This window comes from Aliarcobacter sp. (assembly GCF_041672065.1).
Classification (GTDB): domain Bacteria; phylum Campylobacterota; class Campylobacteria; order Campylobacterales; family Arcobacteraceae; genus Aliarcobacter; species Aliarcobacter skirrowii.
On the sequence record NZ_JBAZAH010000046.1, the window covers coordinates 1 to 13,654 of the forward strand.

Below are 13,654 nucleotides of genomic sequence, written 5' to 3' on the forward strand. Positions count from 1 at the left end.
TATTGTTAAATCTATTACAACTAACTGTTAATGATGACTTAGAAGTAAAAAAAGTTTGGTCTTTTAAATATAATCAAAAAGCATTAGGAGCTTCAACTATGAAAAATGTAAAAGCAACAATAAATTACGAGTATGATTTAACTAATGAGTTTTAAATAAGCATAAAAAAAAGAGTAGTTATAAAACTACTCTTTACTAAATTTTAAGGTTTTACTTTTAATAGATAATCAACAACATTTTCTATAAATGCATCACTTTTTCTATCTTTTCTATATGCAATATATAGTTTTCTAAGCATTTTATTGTTGCCAATTCTTGATTCATATAAAGCACCTGATTTAAGTAGTGACTCAATAGCATTTCTTGAAACAATTGAAACTGTTGGTATATCATTTTTATCTGAGTGTAAAACAGTTTGAACTATTGTTGTAGCGCTTGTAACTTCACTTGTAACATTAAAAGTATCACAATCTGGATAGTTTGCTTTTTGAAGGCTCTCTTTAAAAATAGTTCCAGTATCAGAACCAGGAGTTCTACAAACCCATCTATATGATATTAAATCTTCAGCTTTTGCTTTTGGAGGTAGTTTTTGATTTGAAAATATAACAATCTCATCTTCCATCCACTCTCTATAAACAATATCTTCATTTGCAATATAGTTTTCAACTAAAGCAATATCTATTTTTTTGTCTAATAAATCTTCAATTGCCTCATGAGAAACTGATACATTTATAGATACATCATTTCTAATATTATCTTTTAAATTATTTAAAAATCTAGGAAGAATATAATTTCCAATTATAAAACTAGCACCAAAAATAAATGCCGTGTTTTTATTCATTATTTTTAACAAATCTTTTTCAGCATTAGTTACGCACTTCTCTATTTTAAGGGCTATTGCGTGAAGCATTTGACCCTCTTTTGTAAGCCTTATACCATTTTTCTTTCTATCAACAATTTGAACATCTAAATAATCTTCTATAAACTTCATTTGTTGAGTTACAGCAGGTTGTGAAATCCCTAGTTTTGCAGATGCTTTTGAAAAAGACTTCTCTCTAACTACAGTTAAAAAAGTCTCTAATTTAGCAAAATCTTTAAGCATTTTTTTCTCCAAAAATAAATTGGCACAATAATAACATTTATTTATAAATAGAATAATTAAGAGATATAATAATTTTATAAATTTTATGGTATAATCTAAGTTTATTGGAGAAAAAATGTCTGAAAATTTATTAATATCACTTAATGAGTCACAACAAAGTGCAGCACAACATATAGATGGACCACTTTTAATTTTAGCTGGAGCTGGAAGTGGAAAAACAAAAACGATTACAACTAGGCTTGCTTATTTAATATCAATTGGAATAGATCCAAAATCTATTTTAACTTTAACTTTTACAAATAAAGCTGCAAATGAGATGAGAGATAGAGCATTTTGCATGCTTGATTCAAATAGTTTAAATACTCCACCACTTCTTTGTACTTTTCATAAGTTTGGTCTTCTTTTTTTAAAATTTCATATAGGTGAATTGGGTAGGAAAAACAACTTTATAATTATTGATAGTGATGATAAAAGAAGAGTTTTAAAATCAATAAATAAAGAGATTCCAACAGCACTATTATCAAGTGAAATTTCAAAATATAAAAACTCAATAATAACTCCAATAGAGGCAAAAGCACAAGCTCAAGGAAAACTTTATAGTGAAATAGCAGATATTTATGCATCTTATGAAGAGCATCTATTAAAAAACAATCTTGTAGATTTTGATGATTTACTTTTGCTTCCTTATAATATTTTAAAAAACAATGAAAAACTAGCTTTAGAAACTAGTAAAAAATACCAATATATAATGGTTGATGAGTATCAAGATACAAATGAACTTCAATATAGGCTTTTAAGACTACTTTGCACAAATCATAACAATATTTGTGTTGTTGGAGATGATGATCAAAGTATTTATGGATGGCGAGGAGCAACAATTAAAAACATTTTAAATTTTAATGAACATTTTAATGATACAAAAGTTGTAAAACTAGAGAAAAATTATAGATCAACTGATACAATTTTACAACATGCAAATCTTTTAATTGAACACAATCGTGACAGACTTGGAAAAAAACTTGTAGGAACAAAAGATAAAGGGAGTTCAATAAAAGTTTATGAATCAAATGATGAGAATGATGAGACAAGAAAAGTAGTTGATGACATTAAAGATTTATTATCAAGTGGTGAAAATGCAAAAGATATAGCAATACTATTTCGTGTAAATGCACTTTCAAGATCTCTTGAAGAGGGATTTAATAAAGTAGGACTTAACTATAAACTTGTTGGTGGAATGAAGTTTTATGAAAGATCTGAGATTAAAGATTTAATTGCATATTTTAGAATTTTGACAAACTTAAGTGATAACTTCTCAATTAAAAGAGTTATAAATAAACCAAAAAGAGGAATAGGTGCTACAACAATAGATAAACTTGAAGCAAAGGCAAATGAGCTAAAGTTACCTATATTTGACATGATTCAAAATTTAAGTTCAGATGAATTAAGTGCAATTGTTGGTAAAAAAAATGCAAGAACTATCAAAGTTTTTGAAGCATCAATTTTAGATTTAAGAGAGCAGATGAATGAATCAAAAATGAGATTTCTTGATAGTTTTGAAGATACTTTTGATTATAGAGCATCTTATGATAATCTTCCAGATGGATTTGAGAGACAAGCAAATATTGATGAGTTTTATGGATATATTAGAGATTTTTTTATTCAAAATCCACATTTAGATTTAAAAGATTTTTTAAATGAAATAGCACTTGAGAGCCAAAATGATGAGTATTCAACTGAAGCTGTGAGTATGATGAGTATTCATGCTTCAAAAGGTTTGGAATTTAAGCACCTATTTATAATTGGATTAGAAGAGGGATTCTTCCCAATTATTGGAGATGGAACTGATTTAGAAGAGGAGAGACGTTTAGGTTATGTAGCATTTACAAGAGCTATGGATAATTTAACCTTATCATTTGTTCATTCAAGATTTTATAAAGGGAAAAGAACTCAATTAAACAAAAGTAGATTTTTGATTGAGAGTGGTTTAGTAAAAGGTAGTTTAGTAATAGAAAAAAGTTCTGGATTTAAAAAAGGTGATATGGTAAACCATAAAATTTTTGGTCAAGGAAGAGTTGAAAAAGCTGTAAATGCTGGAAAAGATTATAAACTAACAATTAATTTTGGTGGACAAAAAAGAGATATTCTCTCATCATTTGTAGAAAAAGCTTAAGGATTTTTTTTGCAAAAAAGAGTTTATGAAAAGGGTGAATTAAATAGACTTTTTGTAGTAAATAAACCCATGTTTATAAGTTCAAATTTCTATTTAAACAGATTTAAAAGAGCTTTTAAAAATAAAAAAGCTGGATTTAGTGGAACGCTTGATCCCTTTGCAACAGGATGTTTAATTGTTGCTTTTGGTCAATATGCAAAACTATTTCAATATCTAAAAAAAACTCCAAAAACTTATCAAGCTGTAATTTGGCTAGGAGTTACTTCTGAATCTTATGATATAGAACGAATTTTTGATATAAATTTTGTAGATAGATTTGATGAAAATTTCTTAAAAAATGAGCTTAAAAAACTAAAAGGAAAAATAAATTATATTCCACCAAAATTTAGTGCAAAAAAAATAAACGGAATGAAAGCTTATGAATTAGCAAGACAAAATGAAGATTTTGAATTAAAAAAATCAACTATGGAAGTTTTTGATATTAAATTTTTAAAATACAATCACCCTTTTATTAGTTTTGAAGTAAGTGTTAGTGAGGGCTCTTATATTAGATCATTAGCTCAAATATTTTTAGAAAACATCTCTTCAATTGGAACTTTATCATATTTAAAAAGAGTTAGTGAGGGTCAATTTAAATTTGAAAATCATAAAGAGTTAAATCCACTTGAGTATTTAGATTTAGAAAAAAATATATATAGTGGTACTCAAGAGTGGTTAGAGTTTGGTAAAAAAATTAGAATTGAATATTTAGAAAAAAAGAAGAGTGGAAAATATATAATAGAGCTTGATGACTTTTTTTCAATTATTGAAATAGTTGAAAATGAAGTAAAATATATTTTAAATAAAATTCCAAAATTAAAGGAAAATAATGGTTGAAAAATCATATGCAAAAATAAATATATTTTTAAAAATAGTTGGAATAAAAGATAACTACCATCTAATAGCATCAAGATTTGTAAGGGTAAAAAATCTTTTCGATACTATTTCATTTACAAAAAAAGATGTTGAAAACTTTACTTTAGAGGGTGATTTTTCATGTTTATTAGAGAAAAATACAGTTTATAAAGCTTTTAAAGAGTTAGAAAACTTTAGTTGTGTAAAAGAGTTTTTTAAATCTCATATTGTAAAAATAGATAAAAAAATTCCAGAGTTTGCTGGGCTTGGTGGTGGAAGTTCAAATGCAGCAACATTTATAAATATGGTAAATAGATATTGTAATTTAAATTTATCAAAAGATGATTTAGCAAAAATTGGCTCAAAAATTGGCGCAGATGTAGCTTTTTTTATATATGAATATGATAGTGCAAATGTTAGTGGAGTTGGAGAGATAGTTGAAAAGTTTGATGAAGATATGTTAAATATTGAAGTTTTTACTCCAAAAATATCTTGCGATACAGCAAAAATATATAAAACATTTAGAGAAAATTTTTATAAAGAGCTAAATAAAGATGAAGTTAAAGAGCTTTTTGCTACAAATTCAAAAGATATTTTAAAAAAATTTGATATAAAAAATGCTAATGATTTATATCTTCCTGCTCTGTTTTTAGAGAAAAAACTAGAAGATTATGCAAAAGAAAATTGGTATTTTAGTGGAAGTGGAAGCTCATTTTTTAAAGTTTTATAAGGATAAGGTTTGGCAAAAAAAGAAGCAAAAAAGAGTTTAGTTTTTAAAAATAAAAAAGCATTTCATGACTTTACAATTTTAGACAGCCTTGAGGCTGGAATTATGCTTGAAGGTAGTGAAGTAAAAGCTATTAGAGAAGGAAGAGTAAACTTAAAAGATAGTTTTGTAAGAATTATAAAAGGTGAAGTTTTTTTATTAAATGCTCATATATCTCACCTAGGTACAACACACTTTACATATAGACCTGATGAAAGAAGAGCTAGAAAACTACTACTTCACTCAAAACAGATATCAAAAATGTATGAAAAAGTTACAAAAGATGGAATAACATTAATATGTACAAAACTCTATTTTAATGATAAAAATATGATAAAAGTTGAAGTAGCAACAGCTCAAGGTAAAAAGTTACATGATAAGAGAGAAGATTTAAAAGCAAAAAGTATGAAAAGAGAAACAGAACAAGCTTTAAAAGCCTATAAATAAGATAACTTTTCTCTTGATTTTTTTCTTCAAAAATCCTTCTAATCGTTAATTTATTGTTAATTTTTTTTGTTAATTTTAAGTTTCACTTGGATATTATTTTGCTCAATGAGTGACATTTTGTGACTTGTATATAAATTTTGTAGGAGGAAATTGATGCAAAACGGTGCACAAATTGAGTATGACTACTCGGTTGCTAAGTATTTTACGTTTGCTACAATATTGTTTGGTATCATAGGTATGACAATAGGTGTTGTACTTGCTTTTCAATTAGCTTTTCCAGAGCTAAACTATCTAGCAGGTGAGTACGGTACATTTAGTAGATTAAGACCTTTACACACAAATGGTGTTGCGTTTGGATTTGCTTTAAGTGGTATTTTCGCAACTTGGTATTATGTATCACAAAGAGTTTTAAAAGTTTCATTAAAAGAGTCACCTTTTTTAATGGTAATCGCTAAATTACACTTTTGGTTATATTTCATAACAATTCTTTTAGCTGTTGTTACACTTTTTATGGGTATTACAACATCAAAAGAGTATGCAGAACTTGAATGGCCACTAGATATTCTAGTTGTTGTTTGGTGGGTTTTATGGGGTATTTCTATTTTTGGAATTATAGGAATTAGAAGAGAAAGAACACTATATATCTCTATTTGGTATTATATTGCAACATTTATTGCTGTTGCTATGTTATATCTATTCAATAATATGGAAGTTCCAACTTATTTTGCTTCTGGTGGATATGGTTCATGGATTCACTCTGTTTCTATGTATTCAGGAACAAATGATGCTTTAGTTCAATGGTGGTATGGACATAATGCTGTTGCATTCGTATTTACTACTCCAATTATTGCAATGATTTATTATTTCTTACCAAAAGAATCAGGACAAAATGTTTATTCTTATAAACTTTCTATCTTAGCATTCTGGGGTCTATTATTTGTTTATTTATGGGCTGGTGGACACCACTTAATTTATAGTACTGTTCCAGATTGGATGCAAACTATGGGTTCTGTTATGTCAGTTGTTCTAATTTTACCATCATGGGGATCTGCAATTAATATGCTTTTAACTATGAAAGGTGAGTGGAATCAGTTACAAACAAATACATTAATTAAATTTATGATTTTAGCTTCAACATTCTATATGTTAAGTACAATTGAAGGACCAATTCAATCAATTAAATCAGTAAATGCTATTGCACACTTTACAGATTGGATTCCAGGACACGTTCATGATGGAGTTTTAGGATGGGTTGTATTTATGATTATGGCAGCACTATTCCATATGGTTCCAAGAATGTTTAAAAGAGAGTTATACTCTAAGTCTCTAATGGAAACACAATTCTGGTTACAAACAGTAGGTATTGTTCTATACTTTACTTCTATGTGGATTGCTGGTATTACACAAGGTATGATGTGGAGAGCTTATGATGAATATGGTTCATTAGTATACTCATTCATTGATACAGTTACTGTATTACATCCATACTATACAATCAGAGCAGTTGGTGGGTTATTATATCTAATAGGATTCTTTATGTTCGCATATAACATTTATAAAACAATTAAATGTGGAAGAGTACTAGATAAAGAACCAGTAAATGCAACTCCAGTAGCTGCTTAAGAAAGGAGAAAAAATGTTTCATTGGTTTGAACAAAGACCGTTTTTCTTTGCGGTACTAGTATTTATATTTATTTCATTTGCGGGTATTATCGAAGTAATTCCAGATTTTGCAAAACAAAGTAGACCAACAGTTGGTACAAAACCTTACTCTGTATTGGAACTTGCAGGAAGACATGTATATATTAAAGATTCGTGTAATGCTTGTCACTCACAGTTAATTAGACCATTTAAATCAGAAACTGATAGATATGGTATGTACTCTTTAAGTGGTGAGTATGCTTACGATAGACCATTTTTATGGGGATCAAAAAGAACTGGACCAGATTTAATGAGAGTTGGAAATTATAGAACTACAGATTGGCATGAAAATCATATGTGGGATCCAGTAGCTGTTGTTCCTGGAAGTATTATGCCAGCATATAAACATCAATTTACAAATATAGCTGATATAGAGACTGCGTATGCAGAAGCTATAACAATTAAAAAAGTGTTTAACACACCATATGATCAAGATGGTATGCCAAAACTTGGAACTTGGGAAGAAGCTAAAAAAGCTGCTTTAGCTGAGGCACAAGAGATAGCAAACTCAATGAGAAATGAAAAAGTTAAACAAGCTGTTGCAAATGGTGAAGTTCCTGAAATAGTTGCATTAATTGCATATTTAAATTCTTTAAAATAAAAGGCTTAAGATGGATTATGAAGCACTAGTAAATTTACAAGGTTATGTTAAATTCTTTCTTATCTTAATAGTATTTGTACTATTTTACTCTTATGCTTTCTCTATTTACAGAAGAGATAGAAAAGGGGAAAGAGATTTTGAGAAGTACTCTAAACTTGTACATGATGACTCAAGTGTTTCAGAACCTCTTGAAAAAAGAGAAGAGAAAGAAAAAGTTATAGGTAATAAGGAGAAATAAGATGAAATCTATGGTTATAGGTGGAATAATTCTTATCATCGCATTAATGGCAGGAACTTACTATGTTGCAGGTGACGCTTTTAATACGGATGATTATATCAATGCTTTAACATTTTTAGGGGCAGCTGCTATTATTACAATTAGTACATTTGTTGTTCTAAAATATGTTAATCAGATGAAAAATGACAGAGCAGGTGGTGATCTTGCTGATGAGAATTGGGATGGAATTGGTGAGTATAAAAATCCTGTTCCAACAGGTTGGGCACTAGCATTTATTGGAACAATTCTTTGGATGTTTTGGTATTTTACAATTGGTTACCCAATTAATGGATTCTCTCAAATTGGTCAATGGAATGAAGAGACAAATGCATATAATGCGAAGTTTGAACAAAAATGGGTAAATCCAAATGAGTCAACTTTGAATGCAATGGGTCAATCACTTTTCTTAGTTCAATGTGCTCCTTGTCATGGAGTTGATGCAGAGGGAATTGATGGTAAAGCACAAGACTTAACAAAAAGAATGAGTAAAGATCAAATTGTTTATGTAATTAAAAATGGTGCAAACAATTTAACAGAAGCTTTCCCAGGTGGAATGCCTCCTATGATGTTACAAGATGAAAAAGAGATATCTGATGTAGCTGAATATATCGCAAATGGATTCAAAGGTGAAGCTCCAGCTGCTTATGCAACTTGTGCTACTTGTCACGGTGATAACGGAGAAGGTATGCCATTTGTAGGTCCAAATATTAAATCTTATGATGATGGTATTGTACTTGCTGTATTAAAACAAGGTAAAAAAGGTCTTCTAGGAGAGATGCCTCATTTTAATGGAAGATTAAATGAGACTCAAGAGAGAGCTTTAGCTTCATATATTAGAAGTATAGGAGATAAATAATGGCAAATAATACACAAATGAATGAAAATGAGAGAGGAATCTTTAAACTAAATGGTATTTCTGGAATGCTAATAGCTGTTGTTTTATTACTAACTATTTTAGCTGTTTTAGTTACAAATGCTGTTTTAGTTCAACAAAGAGAGGCTACAAACTATTACTCTATAAACCAAGATTTACAAGGTTTAAAAGCAAATAGTCCTGAAAACCATAAACATTACCAATTAATTGGTAATGAGAAATAAGGAGTAGAGTATGGAGAAAATTATAGGTATTTTACTTTTAGTTGCTGCTGTTATGACTGCATACTATGCATTTTTTGATGCTGCAAAAGTATATGTTGGTTAAATGAAAAGATTAGATTCTTTAAAAGTAGGGGTGATTTTATCACTTCTACTTTTTTTATATACAAACGGTTTTGCTCAAAATTTCTTATTAAATGGAGATTTAGTTGATATTAGAGCAAAAGAGAAGATTTTACAAATGGGTAATGAAGTAAAATCAAAATTAGGTGTAAATATCTATTTGGATTCAAAAGTTGATTTAAATATTGATCCAAAACTTCCTACAAAAGATAGATTAAATCTTATTAAAAAATATGAAGATAATATTTTAAAAAATTTAGAACAACCTTATGTTTTATTAACAATTGCAATGGAACAGATGCATGTTAACTTATATTTTAGTGATAGTTTAGAAAATATAATAGATAAAGATGATATTTTAAATGGTTATGTAGTACCACTTTTAGCCTCAAAAGACAAAAATACATTAGCTTCAAAAGTTAGTGCTGCTACATTAAATGGATATGCGGCAATAGCAGATACATTAGCTGAGTCACAAAAAATAAAACTTGAAAGCAGTATTGGTAGTGAAGGAAAAGTATCAAGCACTATTTGGAGAGTATTTATCTATTTCTTGGTTATTTCAGGTTTGTTAGCATATACTTATGCAGTTTTAAGAAAGAGAAAATAATATGAAAAAAAGAAATTATTGGCCACTATTTTTTATAGGCATATTTAGCTTTGTTTTTTCAATGATAATATGGACAATAACACAGTCATTAAAAGTACCAGTTATTGAAGATAAAAGCTTTATAAATAAGTATCAATATGTTGATGAGAATTATAACTCTATTATGGAATCAAATATGAGATTTTTAAATAAATATACTCTAAATCTTGATTTAAATGGAACTAGATTTCCACTTACAACAGATGATATAAAATTTGGTCAAAGAGTTTTAGAAAAATTTTCAAATCATAAAAATATTTTGAAAATAGGTGAAAATAGTTTAAAAGTTGAGATTTTGGACAATAAATCAAATGAAAAAAAAGTAGCTAATATTGATCTTTTGGTTACAAAAACAATGTCAGATGAGAGTGATATTGAGTTAAAAAATGATAATTTTAAAGAGACAAATAGAGTATATGAGACAAATTTCAATTTAAAAGAGGAGACTAACTGGATAATAACAGGTAAGTTTGAAGTTGAAAATGAAACAGGTTATATACTTATAAAGACAAATGCACGATAAAAAAACATTATATGTTTTTCCTACAAGTAGATCAATAAGAGAGTTTATCTTTGGTTTTAAAGCTAAAGATACTCTTCTTCCTTCAGCAATTACAATTGATGAACTTTTAAAAAAATCTATAAATTTAAATAGTAAAAAATATGAATCAAAAGAGCAAAGAGTTATATTTTTAAATGAAGCTATAAAAAATGTAGATTTAAATAAACTTGGTTTCTCAAAAAACTTTGCACAATTTTTGAAACAAAGTGATTATATATATAGATTTTTTTTAGAGTTAAGTAGTGAAAATAGAAGAATAGATGATATTAAAAGAGCTGATACATATATGTTTTATAATGAACATCTTGAAATATTAGATGAGATTTTAAAAAATTATCTATCAATTTTAGAAAAAAATAGCTGTGTAAATAAGATAAATTTAAATAAAAACTACACAATAAATAGTAAATTTTTAAGTAGATTTGAGAAAATAATCATTAAATTTGAAGGATATTTCACAAAACAGGAGTTTGAAATCATCTCAAAAATTTCAGATTTTATTGATTTAGAAATAGAGTTTTATAAAAATATTTATAATAATAAATCTATAGAGATATTTAGTGATTTTAATTTTGAATTTAAAGATGATTGTAAGTACTTAATAAATTTATCAAAAAAAAAGGTGATAAGTGAACATAGAGTTGATAAAAACAACAATATAAATATCAAAGGATTTGCAAATAGAGTAAATCAAGTTGCTTTTATAAAATCAACTATTGTTAATTTAGTAAATCGTGGAGTTGATGCTTCTAATATTGTTGTTGTATTACCAAATGAAGATTTTGCCAAAACATTAAAGTTAAATGATAAAGAAGAGTATTTTAACTTTGCAATGGGAAATGATATTTTAAATAAAAATTTGTACCAAAAAGCGTATGTTGTATCAAACTATATAAATGAGGATGATATAAAAAATACAAAAAGTTTAGAGTTTTTTCAAATAGATAAAAAAAATATTGATGAAAATATTAAAAAAATATGGAATAATAGACTAAATATTGATAATTTTAGATTTATAACTAACTTTATAAAAGAGAGTGAAACAAATAAAGAGTTATTAGAGAAATACGATGAGATGGTATATTTTTTAGAATCTCTATTTTTTACAAATGAGACTTATTTAAGAATTAAAGATGCTTATAAAATATTTTTACAAAATTTAGCAAGTATTAAATTAGATGATATTAACTCTGGAAAAATTACAGTTATGGGACTTTTAGAAACCAGAGCAATAAATTTTGATGCTGTTATAATTTGCGATTTTAATGAGGAGTTTATTCCGAAAATATCTATAAAAGATAAGTTTTTATCTTCAAAAATAAAAAAATTAGCCTCTTTACCTACAACAAAAGATAGAGAAAATCTTCAAAGATACTACTACAAAAGATTAGTTGATAATTCAAAAGAGGTTTTTATATCTTATGTAAACTCAAAAGATAGCTCAATATCAAGATTTGCCTATGAACTTTTTGATTATAAGCAAGATAAACTTTTTGATACAGAGTACAAAGATATTTTATATACAAATATAAAGTTTGAACATAGTAATGAAAATATAGTTCAAAATATAGATTTAAAACAATTTACTTGGTCTGCAAGTGCTTTAAAAACATATTTAGAGTGTAAAAGAAAGTGGTATTTAAACTATATTTTAAAAATAAAAGAGCATGCAATTTCAAATTTGCCAAAGAGTTTTGAACTTGGAAATATAGTTCATAAAATTTTAGAAGAGTATTATAAAACTAGTAATACAAATATTGATGATCTGTTTATAAAATATAGAGCAAATAATCCATTTTTAACTTTAGATTTAGAGATTTATAAACAAAAAGTTAAATCTTTTATAGAGTTTGATAAGAAAAGATTAGAAGATAGAGAGATTGTAGAGTTAGAGAAGAGTTTTGTTGTTGATTTTAATGATTTCAAAATTACAGGAGTAATTGATAGAGTTGATAGATATAAAGATTGCTATGAAGTAATTGACTATAAAACTTCAAGAAATTTAAAAGTTGATACAGAAAAAAATTATGAAAAAAGTTCTGATTTTCAATTGGAGTTCTATTTTTTAGCTATTAAAACTCTATATGAACCACAACAAATAAGAGCTTTTTATTATGATATTTATGAAAATTTATTAAAAGAGGAGATTGCTTTAGAGCCAAAGTTGAAACTTTTAAAAACTATTTTTGATGATTTTAAAAATCAAAGTAAATCACAAATAGATTTTTGTAAAACAGAAGATAGTTCAAAGTGTGAATTTTGTCCTTATAAAACTATCTGCAACAAAGATTAGTTAAAAAAGCTATTTAAGCTTTTTTAACATTCTAATAGCACTACAACCATCTGGATAGTAGTTTAAAATTGTTTTCCACTCACAATATTTAAAACTTTTATATCTTCTTCTAAGAGCTTTATTATCCTCTCTAACTTCCAAAATAACAGTTTCAAAACTATTTTCTAAAGCATAATTTTCAATAGCGTCAAAAAGTGCTTTAGCAGCAGCTGTTCCTTGATGCTCTTTTAAAACAGCCAAAGAGTTAAACCAAATATGTTTTTTATTTATAATTACACCCAAAGAGTAACCAACAATTTTAAAATCTTCAATCCAAGTAAAAACAATAGTGCTTTTTTTATTTAAAAGTTTATAAAACTCTTCAAAACTTAGCTTAAAATAGATACTATCTTCAAACATAGAGTTTTCAATAAACATAAGTTGTTCAATATCATTTTTTGATGCAATACTTAACATTTTTTAGCCTTATTTTTGATAAATTGTATATTTTGGTACAAGTTTATCAGGTCTATATGACATTTTTACTTTTTTTAGATTTTCAAATCCCATATCATCACCAACATTTATATAAGTACTATTATACTCATCTTTTAAAAGTTTTGAAAACTCCCTAAATATAAATTGAGCACAACCTAAAACTTCAAAATCAGTCTTCTCTAAAATTACACTTGATGTATGATCATTTATCTTCTCACCAACTGTAAAACCTTTTAACTCATCATCAATAAAAATAACTATTCCAACAATATCCAATTTATCATATTCGCTTAGAATCTTTTTAACTGCAAATCTCTCAAAATAGATACCATCCATAAAAATTTCAACTTCCTCTTTTGGCATATATTTCGTTCTATCACTAACCCATTTATTAAATAGATTTAAAATTAAAGTAGAGTGAACTTTTGTATCAAGAATCTCAATTCTATAGTTTGGATAAGCTTTTTTAAACTTATTTATCTCATTTCTTTTTGATT

15 protein-coding genes are annotated in these 13,654 nt (G+C 26.9%); 12 read left to right on the forward strand and 3 right to left on the reverse strand.

Going from position 1 to position 13,654, the window contains the following annotated elements:
* Nucleotides 1-202 precede the first annotated feature (202 nt).
* Nucleotides 203-1,102: a LysR family transcriptional regulator gene (locus tag WC168_RS07300; RefSeq protein WP_066162882.1), complete on the reverse strand. Its 900-nt coding sequence runs from the start codon at nt 1,100-1,102 to the stop codon at nt 203-205.
* A 115-nt stretch (nt 1,103-1,217) separates the two neighbouring features.
* Here WC168_RS07300 and WC168_RS07305 point away from each other — a divergent pair, with 115 nt between their 5' ends.
* The 12 genes from WC168_RS07305 to WC168_RS07360 all read left to right on the forward strand — a co-directional run bounded on the left by WC168_RS07305 (nt 1,218) and on the right by WC168_RS07360 (nt 12,680).
* Nucleotides 1,218-3,272: an ATP-dependent helicase gene (locus tag WC168_RS07305; RefSeq protein ID WP_129098872.1), complete on the forward strand. Its 2,055-nt coding sequence runs from the start codon at nt 1,218-1,220 to the stop codon at nt 3,270-3,272.
* Nucleotides 3,273-3,281: 9 nt separating this feature from the next.
* Nucleotides 3,282-4,148 (forward strand): tRNA pseudouridine(55) synthase TruB, encoded by an 867-nt coding sequence (truB, locus tag WC168_RS07310; protein ID WP_372618417.1) that lies wholly within the window; start codon nt 3,282-3,284, stop codon nt 4,146-4,148.
* A complete protein-coding gene (locus WC168_RS07315) occupies nt 4,141-4,896 on the forward strand; it encodes a 4-(cytidine 5'-diphospho)-2-C-methyl-D-erythritol kinase (protein WP_372618419.1) in 756 nt (251 codons plus the stop codon). The genes truB and WC168_RS07315 overlap by 8 nt, the downstream gene beginning before the upstream one ends.
* A gap of 9 nt (nt 4,897-4,905) precedes the next feature.
* Entirely contained in the window at nt 4,906-5,379 is a 474-nt protein-coding gene (gene smpB, locus WC168_RS07320) for an SsrA-binding protein SmpB (protein ID WP_066162874.1), read from the forward strand.
* 153 nt (nt 5,380-5,532) lie between these two features.
* Nucleotides 5,533-7,002, forward strand: a complete 1,470-nt coding sequence (gene ccoN / locus WC168_RS07325; protein WP_066162873.1) for a cytochrome-c oxidase, cbb3-type subunit I — start codon at nt 5,533-5,535, stop codon at nt 7,000-7,002.
* A 13-nt stretch (nt 7,003-7,015) separates the two neighbouring features.
* Entirely contained in the window at nt 7,016-7,681 is a 666-nt protein-coding gene (gene ccoO, locus WC168_RS07330) for a cytochrome-c oxidase, cbb3-type subunit II (RefSeq protein ID WP_066352821.1), read from the forward strand.
* Between the two features lie 10 nt (nt 7,682-7,691).
* Entirely contained in the window at nt 7,692-7,919 is a 228-nt protein-coding gene (locus WC168_RS07335; protein ID WP_066162867.1) for a CcoQ/FixQ family Cbb3-type cytochrome c oxidase assembly chaperone, read from the forward strand.
* Between the two features lies 1 nt (nt 7,920).
* On the forward strand, nt 7,921-8,814 hold the full coding sequence (locus WC168_RS07340) for a c-type cytochrome (protein ID WP_066409576.1): 894 nt from the start codon (nt 7,921-7,923) through the stop codon (nt 8,812-8,814).
* Nucleotides 8,814-9,056, forward strand: coding sequence for a DUF4006 family protein (locus WC168_RS07345; RefSeq protein WP_066409579.1), 243 nt, complete (start codon nt 8,814-8,816; stop codon nt 9,054-9,056). The genes WC168_RS07340 and WC168_RS07345 overlap by 1 nt, the downstream gene beginning before the upstream one ends.
* Nucleotides 9,057-9,159: 103 nt before the next feature.
* A complete protein-coding gene (locus WC168_RS07350) occupies nt 9,160-9,786 on the forward strand; it encodes a hypothetical protein (protein WP_066162859.1) in 627 nt (208 codons plus the stop codon).
* Nucleotide 9,787: 1 nt separating this feature from the next.
* Nucleotides 9,788-10,348, forward strand: a complete 561-nt coding sequence (locus WC168_RS07355; RefSeq protein ID WP_372618423.1) for a hypothetical protein — start codon at nt 9,788-9,790, stop codon at nt 10,346-10,348.
* Nucleotides 10,338-12,680 carry a PD-(D/E)XK nuclease family protein gene (locus tag WC168_RS07360; protein ID WP_372618425.1) on the forward strand — a complete coding sequence of 781 codons (2,343 nt, stop codon included), beginning with the start codon at nt 10,338-10,340 and terminating at the stop codon, nt 12,678-12,680. Before WC168_RS07355 ends, WC168_RS07360 begins: the two co-directional genes overlap by 11 nt.
* A gap of 9 nt (nt 12,681-12,689) precedes the next feature.
* Here WC168_RS07360 and WC168_RS07365 read toward each other — a convergent pair whose 3' ends face one another.
* Together WC168_RS07365 and WC168_RS07370 are read right to left on the reverse strand one after the other, a co-directional pair.
* Nucleotides 12,690-13,136 carry a GNAT family N-acetyltransferase gene (locus WC168_RS07365; RefSeq protein WP_372618427.1) on the reverse strand — a complete coding sequence of 149 codons (447 nt, stop codon included), beginning with the start codon at nt 13,134-13,136 and terminating at the stop codon, nt 12,690-12,692.
* A gap of 9 nt (nt 13,137-13,145) precedes the next feature.
* The coding region (locus tag WC168_RS07370; RefSeq protein ID WP_372618429.1) for a phosphatidylglycerol lysyltransferase domain-containing protein at nt 13,146-13,654 on the reverse strand (509 nt) is incomplete at its 5' end.

Bases quoted from the DNA above. Each gene is read 5' to 3' on its own strand.
- WC168_RS07345 (WP_066409579.1), top strand. From the start codon at position 8,814: ATGGCAAATAATACACAAATGAATGAAAATGAGAGAGGAATCTTTAAA.
- WC168_RS07355 (WP_372618423.1), top strand. From the start codon at position 9,788: ATGAAAAAAAGAAATTATTGGCCACTATTTTTTATAGGCATATTTAGC.
- ccoO (WP_066352821.1), top strand. From the start codon at position 7,016: ATGTTTCATTGGTTTGAACAAAGACCGTTTTTCTTTGCGGTACTAGTA.
- WC168_RS07335 (WP_066162867.1), top strand. From the start codon at position 7,692: ATGGATTATGAAGCACTAGTAAATTTACAAGGTTATGTTAAATTCTTT.
- WC168_RS07350 (WP_066162859.1), top strand. From the start codon at position 9,160: ATGAAAAGATTAGATTCTTTAAAAGTAGGGGTGATTTTATCACTTCTA.
- WC168_RS07360 (WP_372618425.1), top strand. From the start codon at position 10,338: ATGCACGATAAAAAAACATTATATGTTTTTCCTACAAGTAGATCAATA.
- WC168_RS07305 (WP_129098872.1), top strand. From the start codon at position 1,218: ATGTCTGAAAATTTATTAATATCACTTAATGAGTCACAACAAAGTGCA.
- WC168_RS07315 (WP_372618419.1), top strand. From the start codon at position 4,141: ATGGTTGAAAAATCATATGCAAAAATAAATATATTTTTAAAAATAGTT.
- WC168_RS07300 (WP_066162882.1), bottom strand. From the start codon at position 1,102: ATGCTTAAAGATTTTGCTAAATTAGAGACTTTTTTAACTGTAGTTAGA.
- WC168_RS07340 (WP_066409576.1), top strand. From the start codon at position 7,921: ATGAAATCTATGGTTATAGGTGGAATAATTCTTATCATCGCATTAATG.
- WC168_RS07365 (WP_372618427.1), bottom strand. From the start codon at position 13,136: ATGTTAAGTATTGCATCAAAAAATGATATTGAACAACTTATGTTTATT.
- ccoN (WP_066162873.1), top strand. From the start codon at position 5,533: ATGCAAAACGGTGCACAAATTGAGTATGACTACTCGGTTGCTAAGTAT.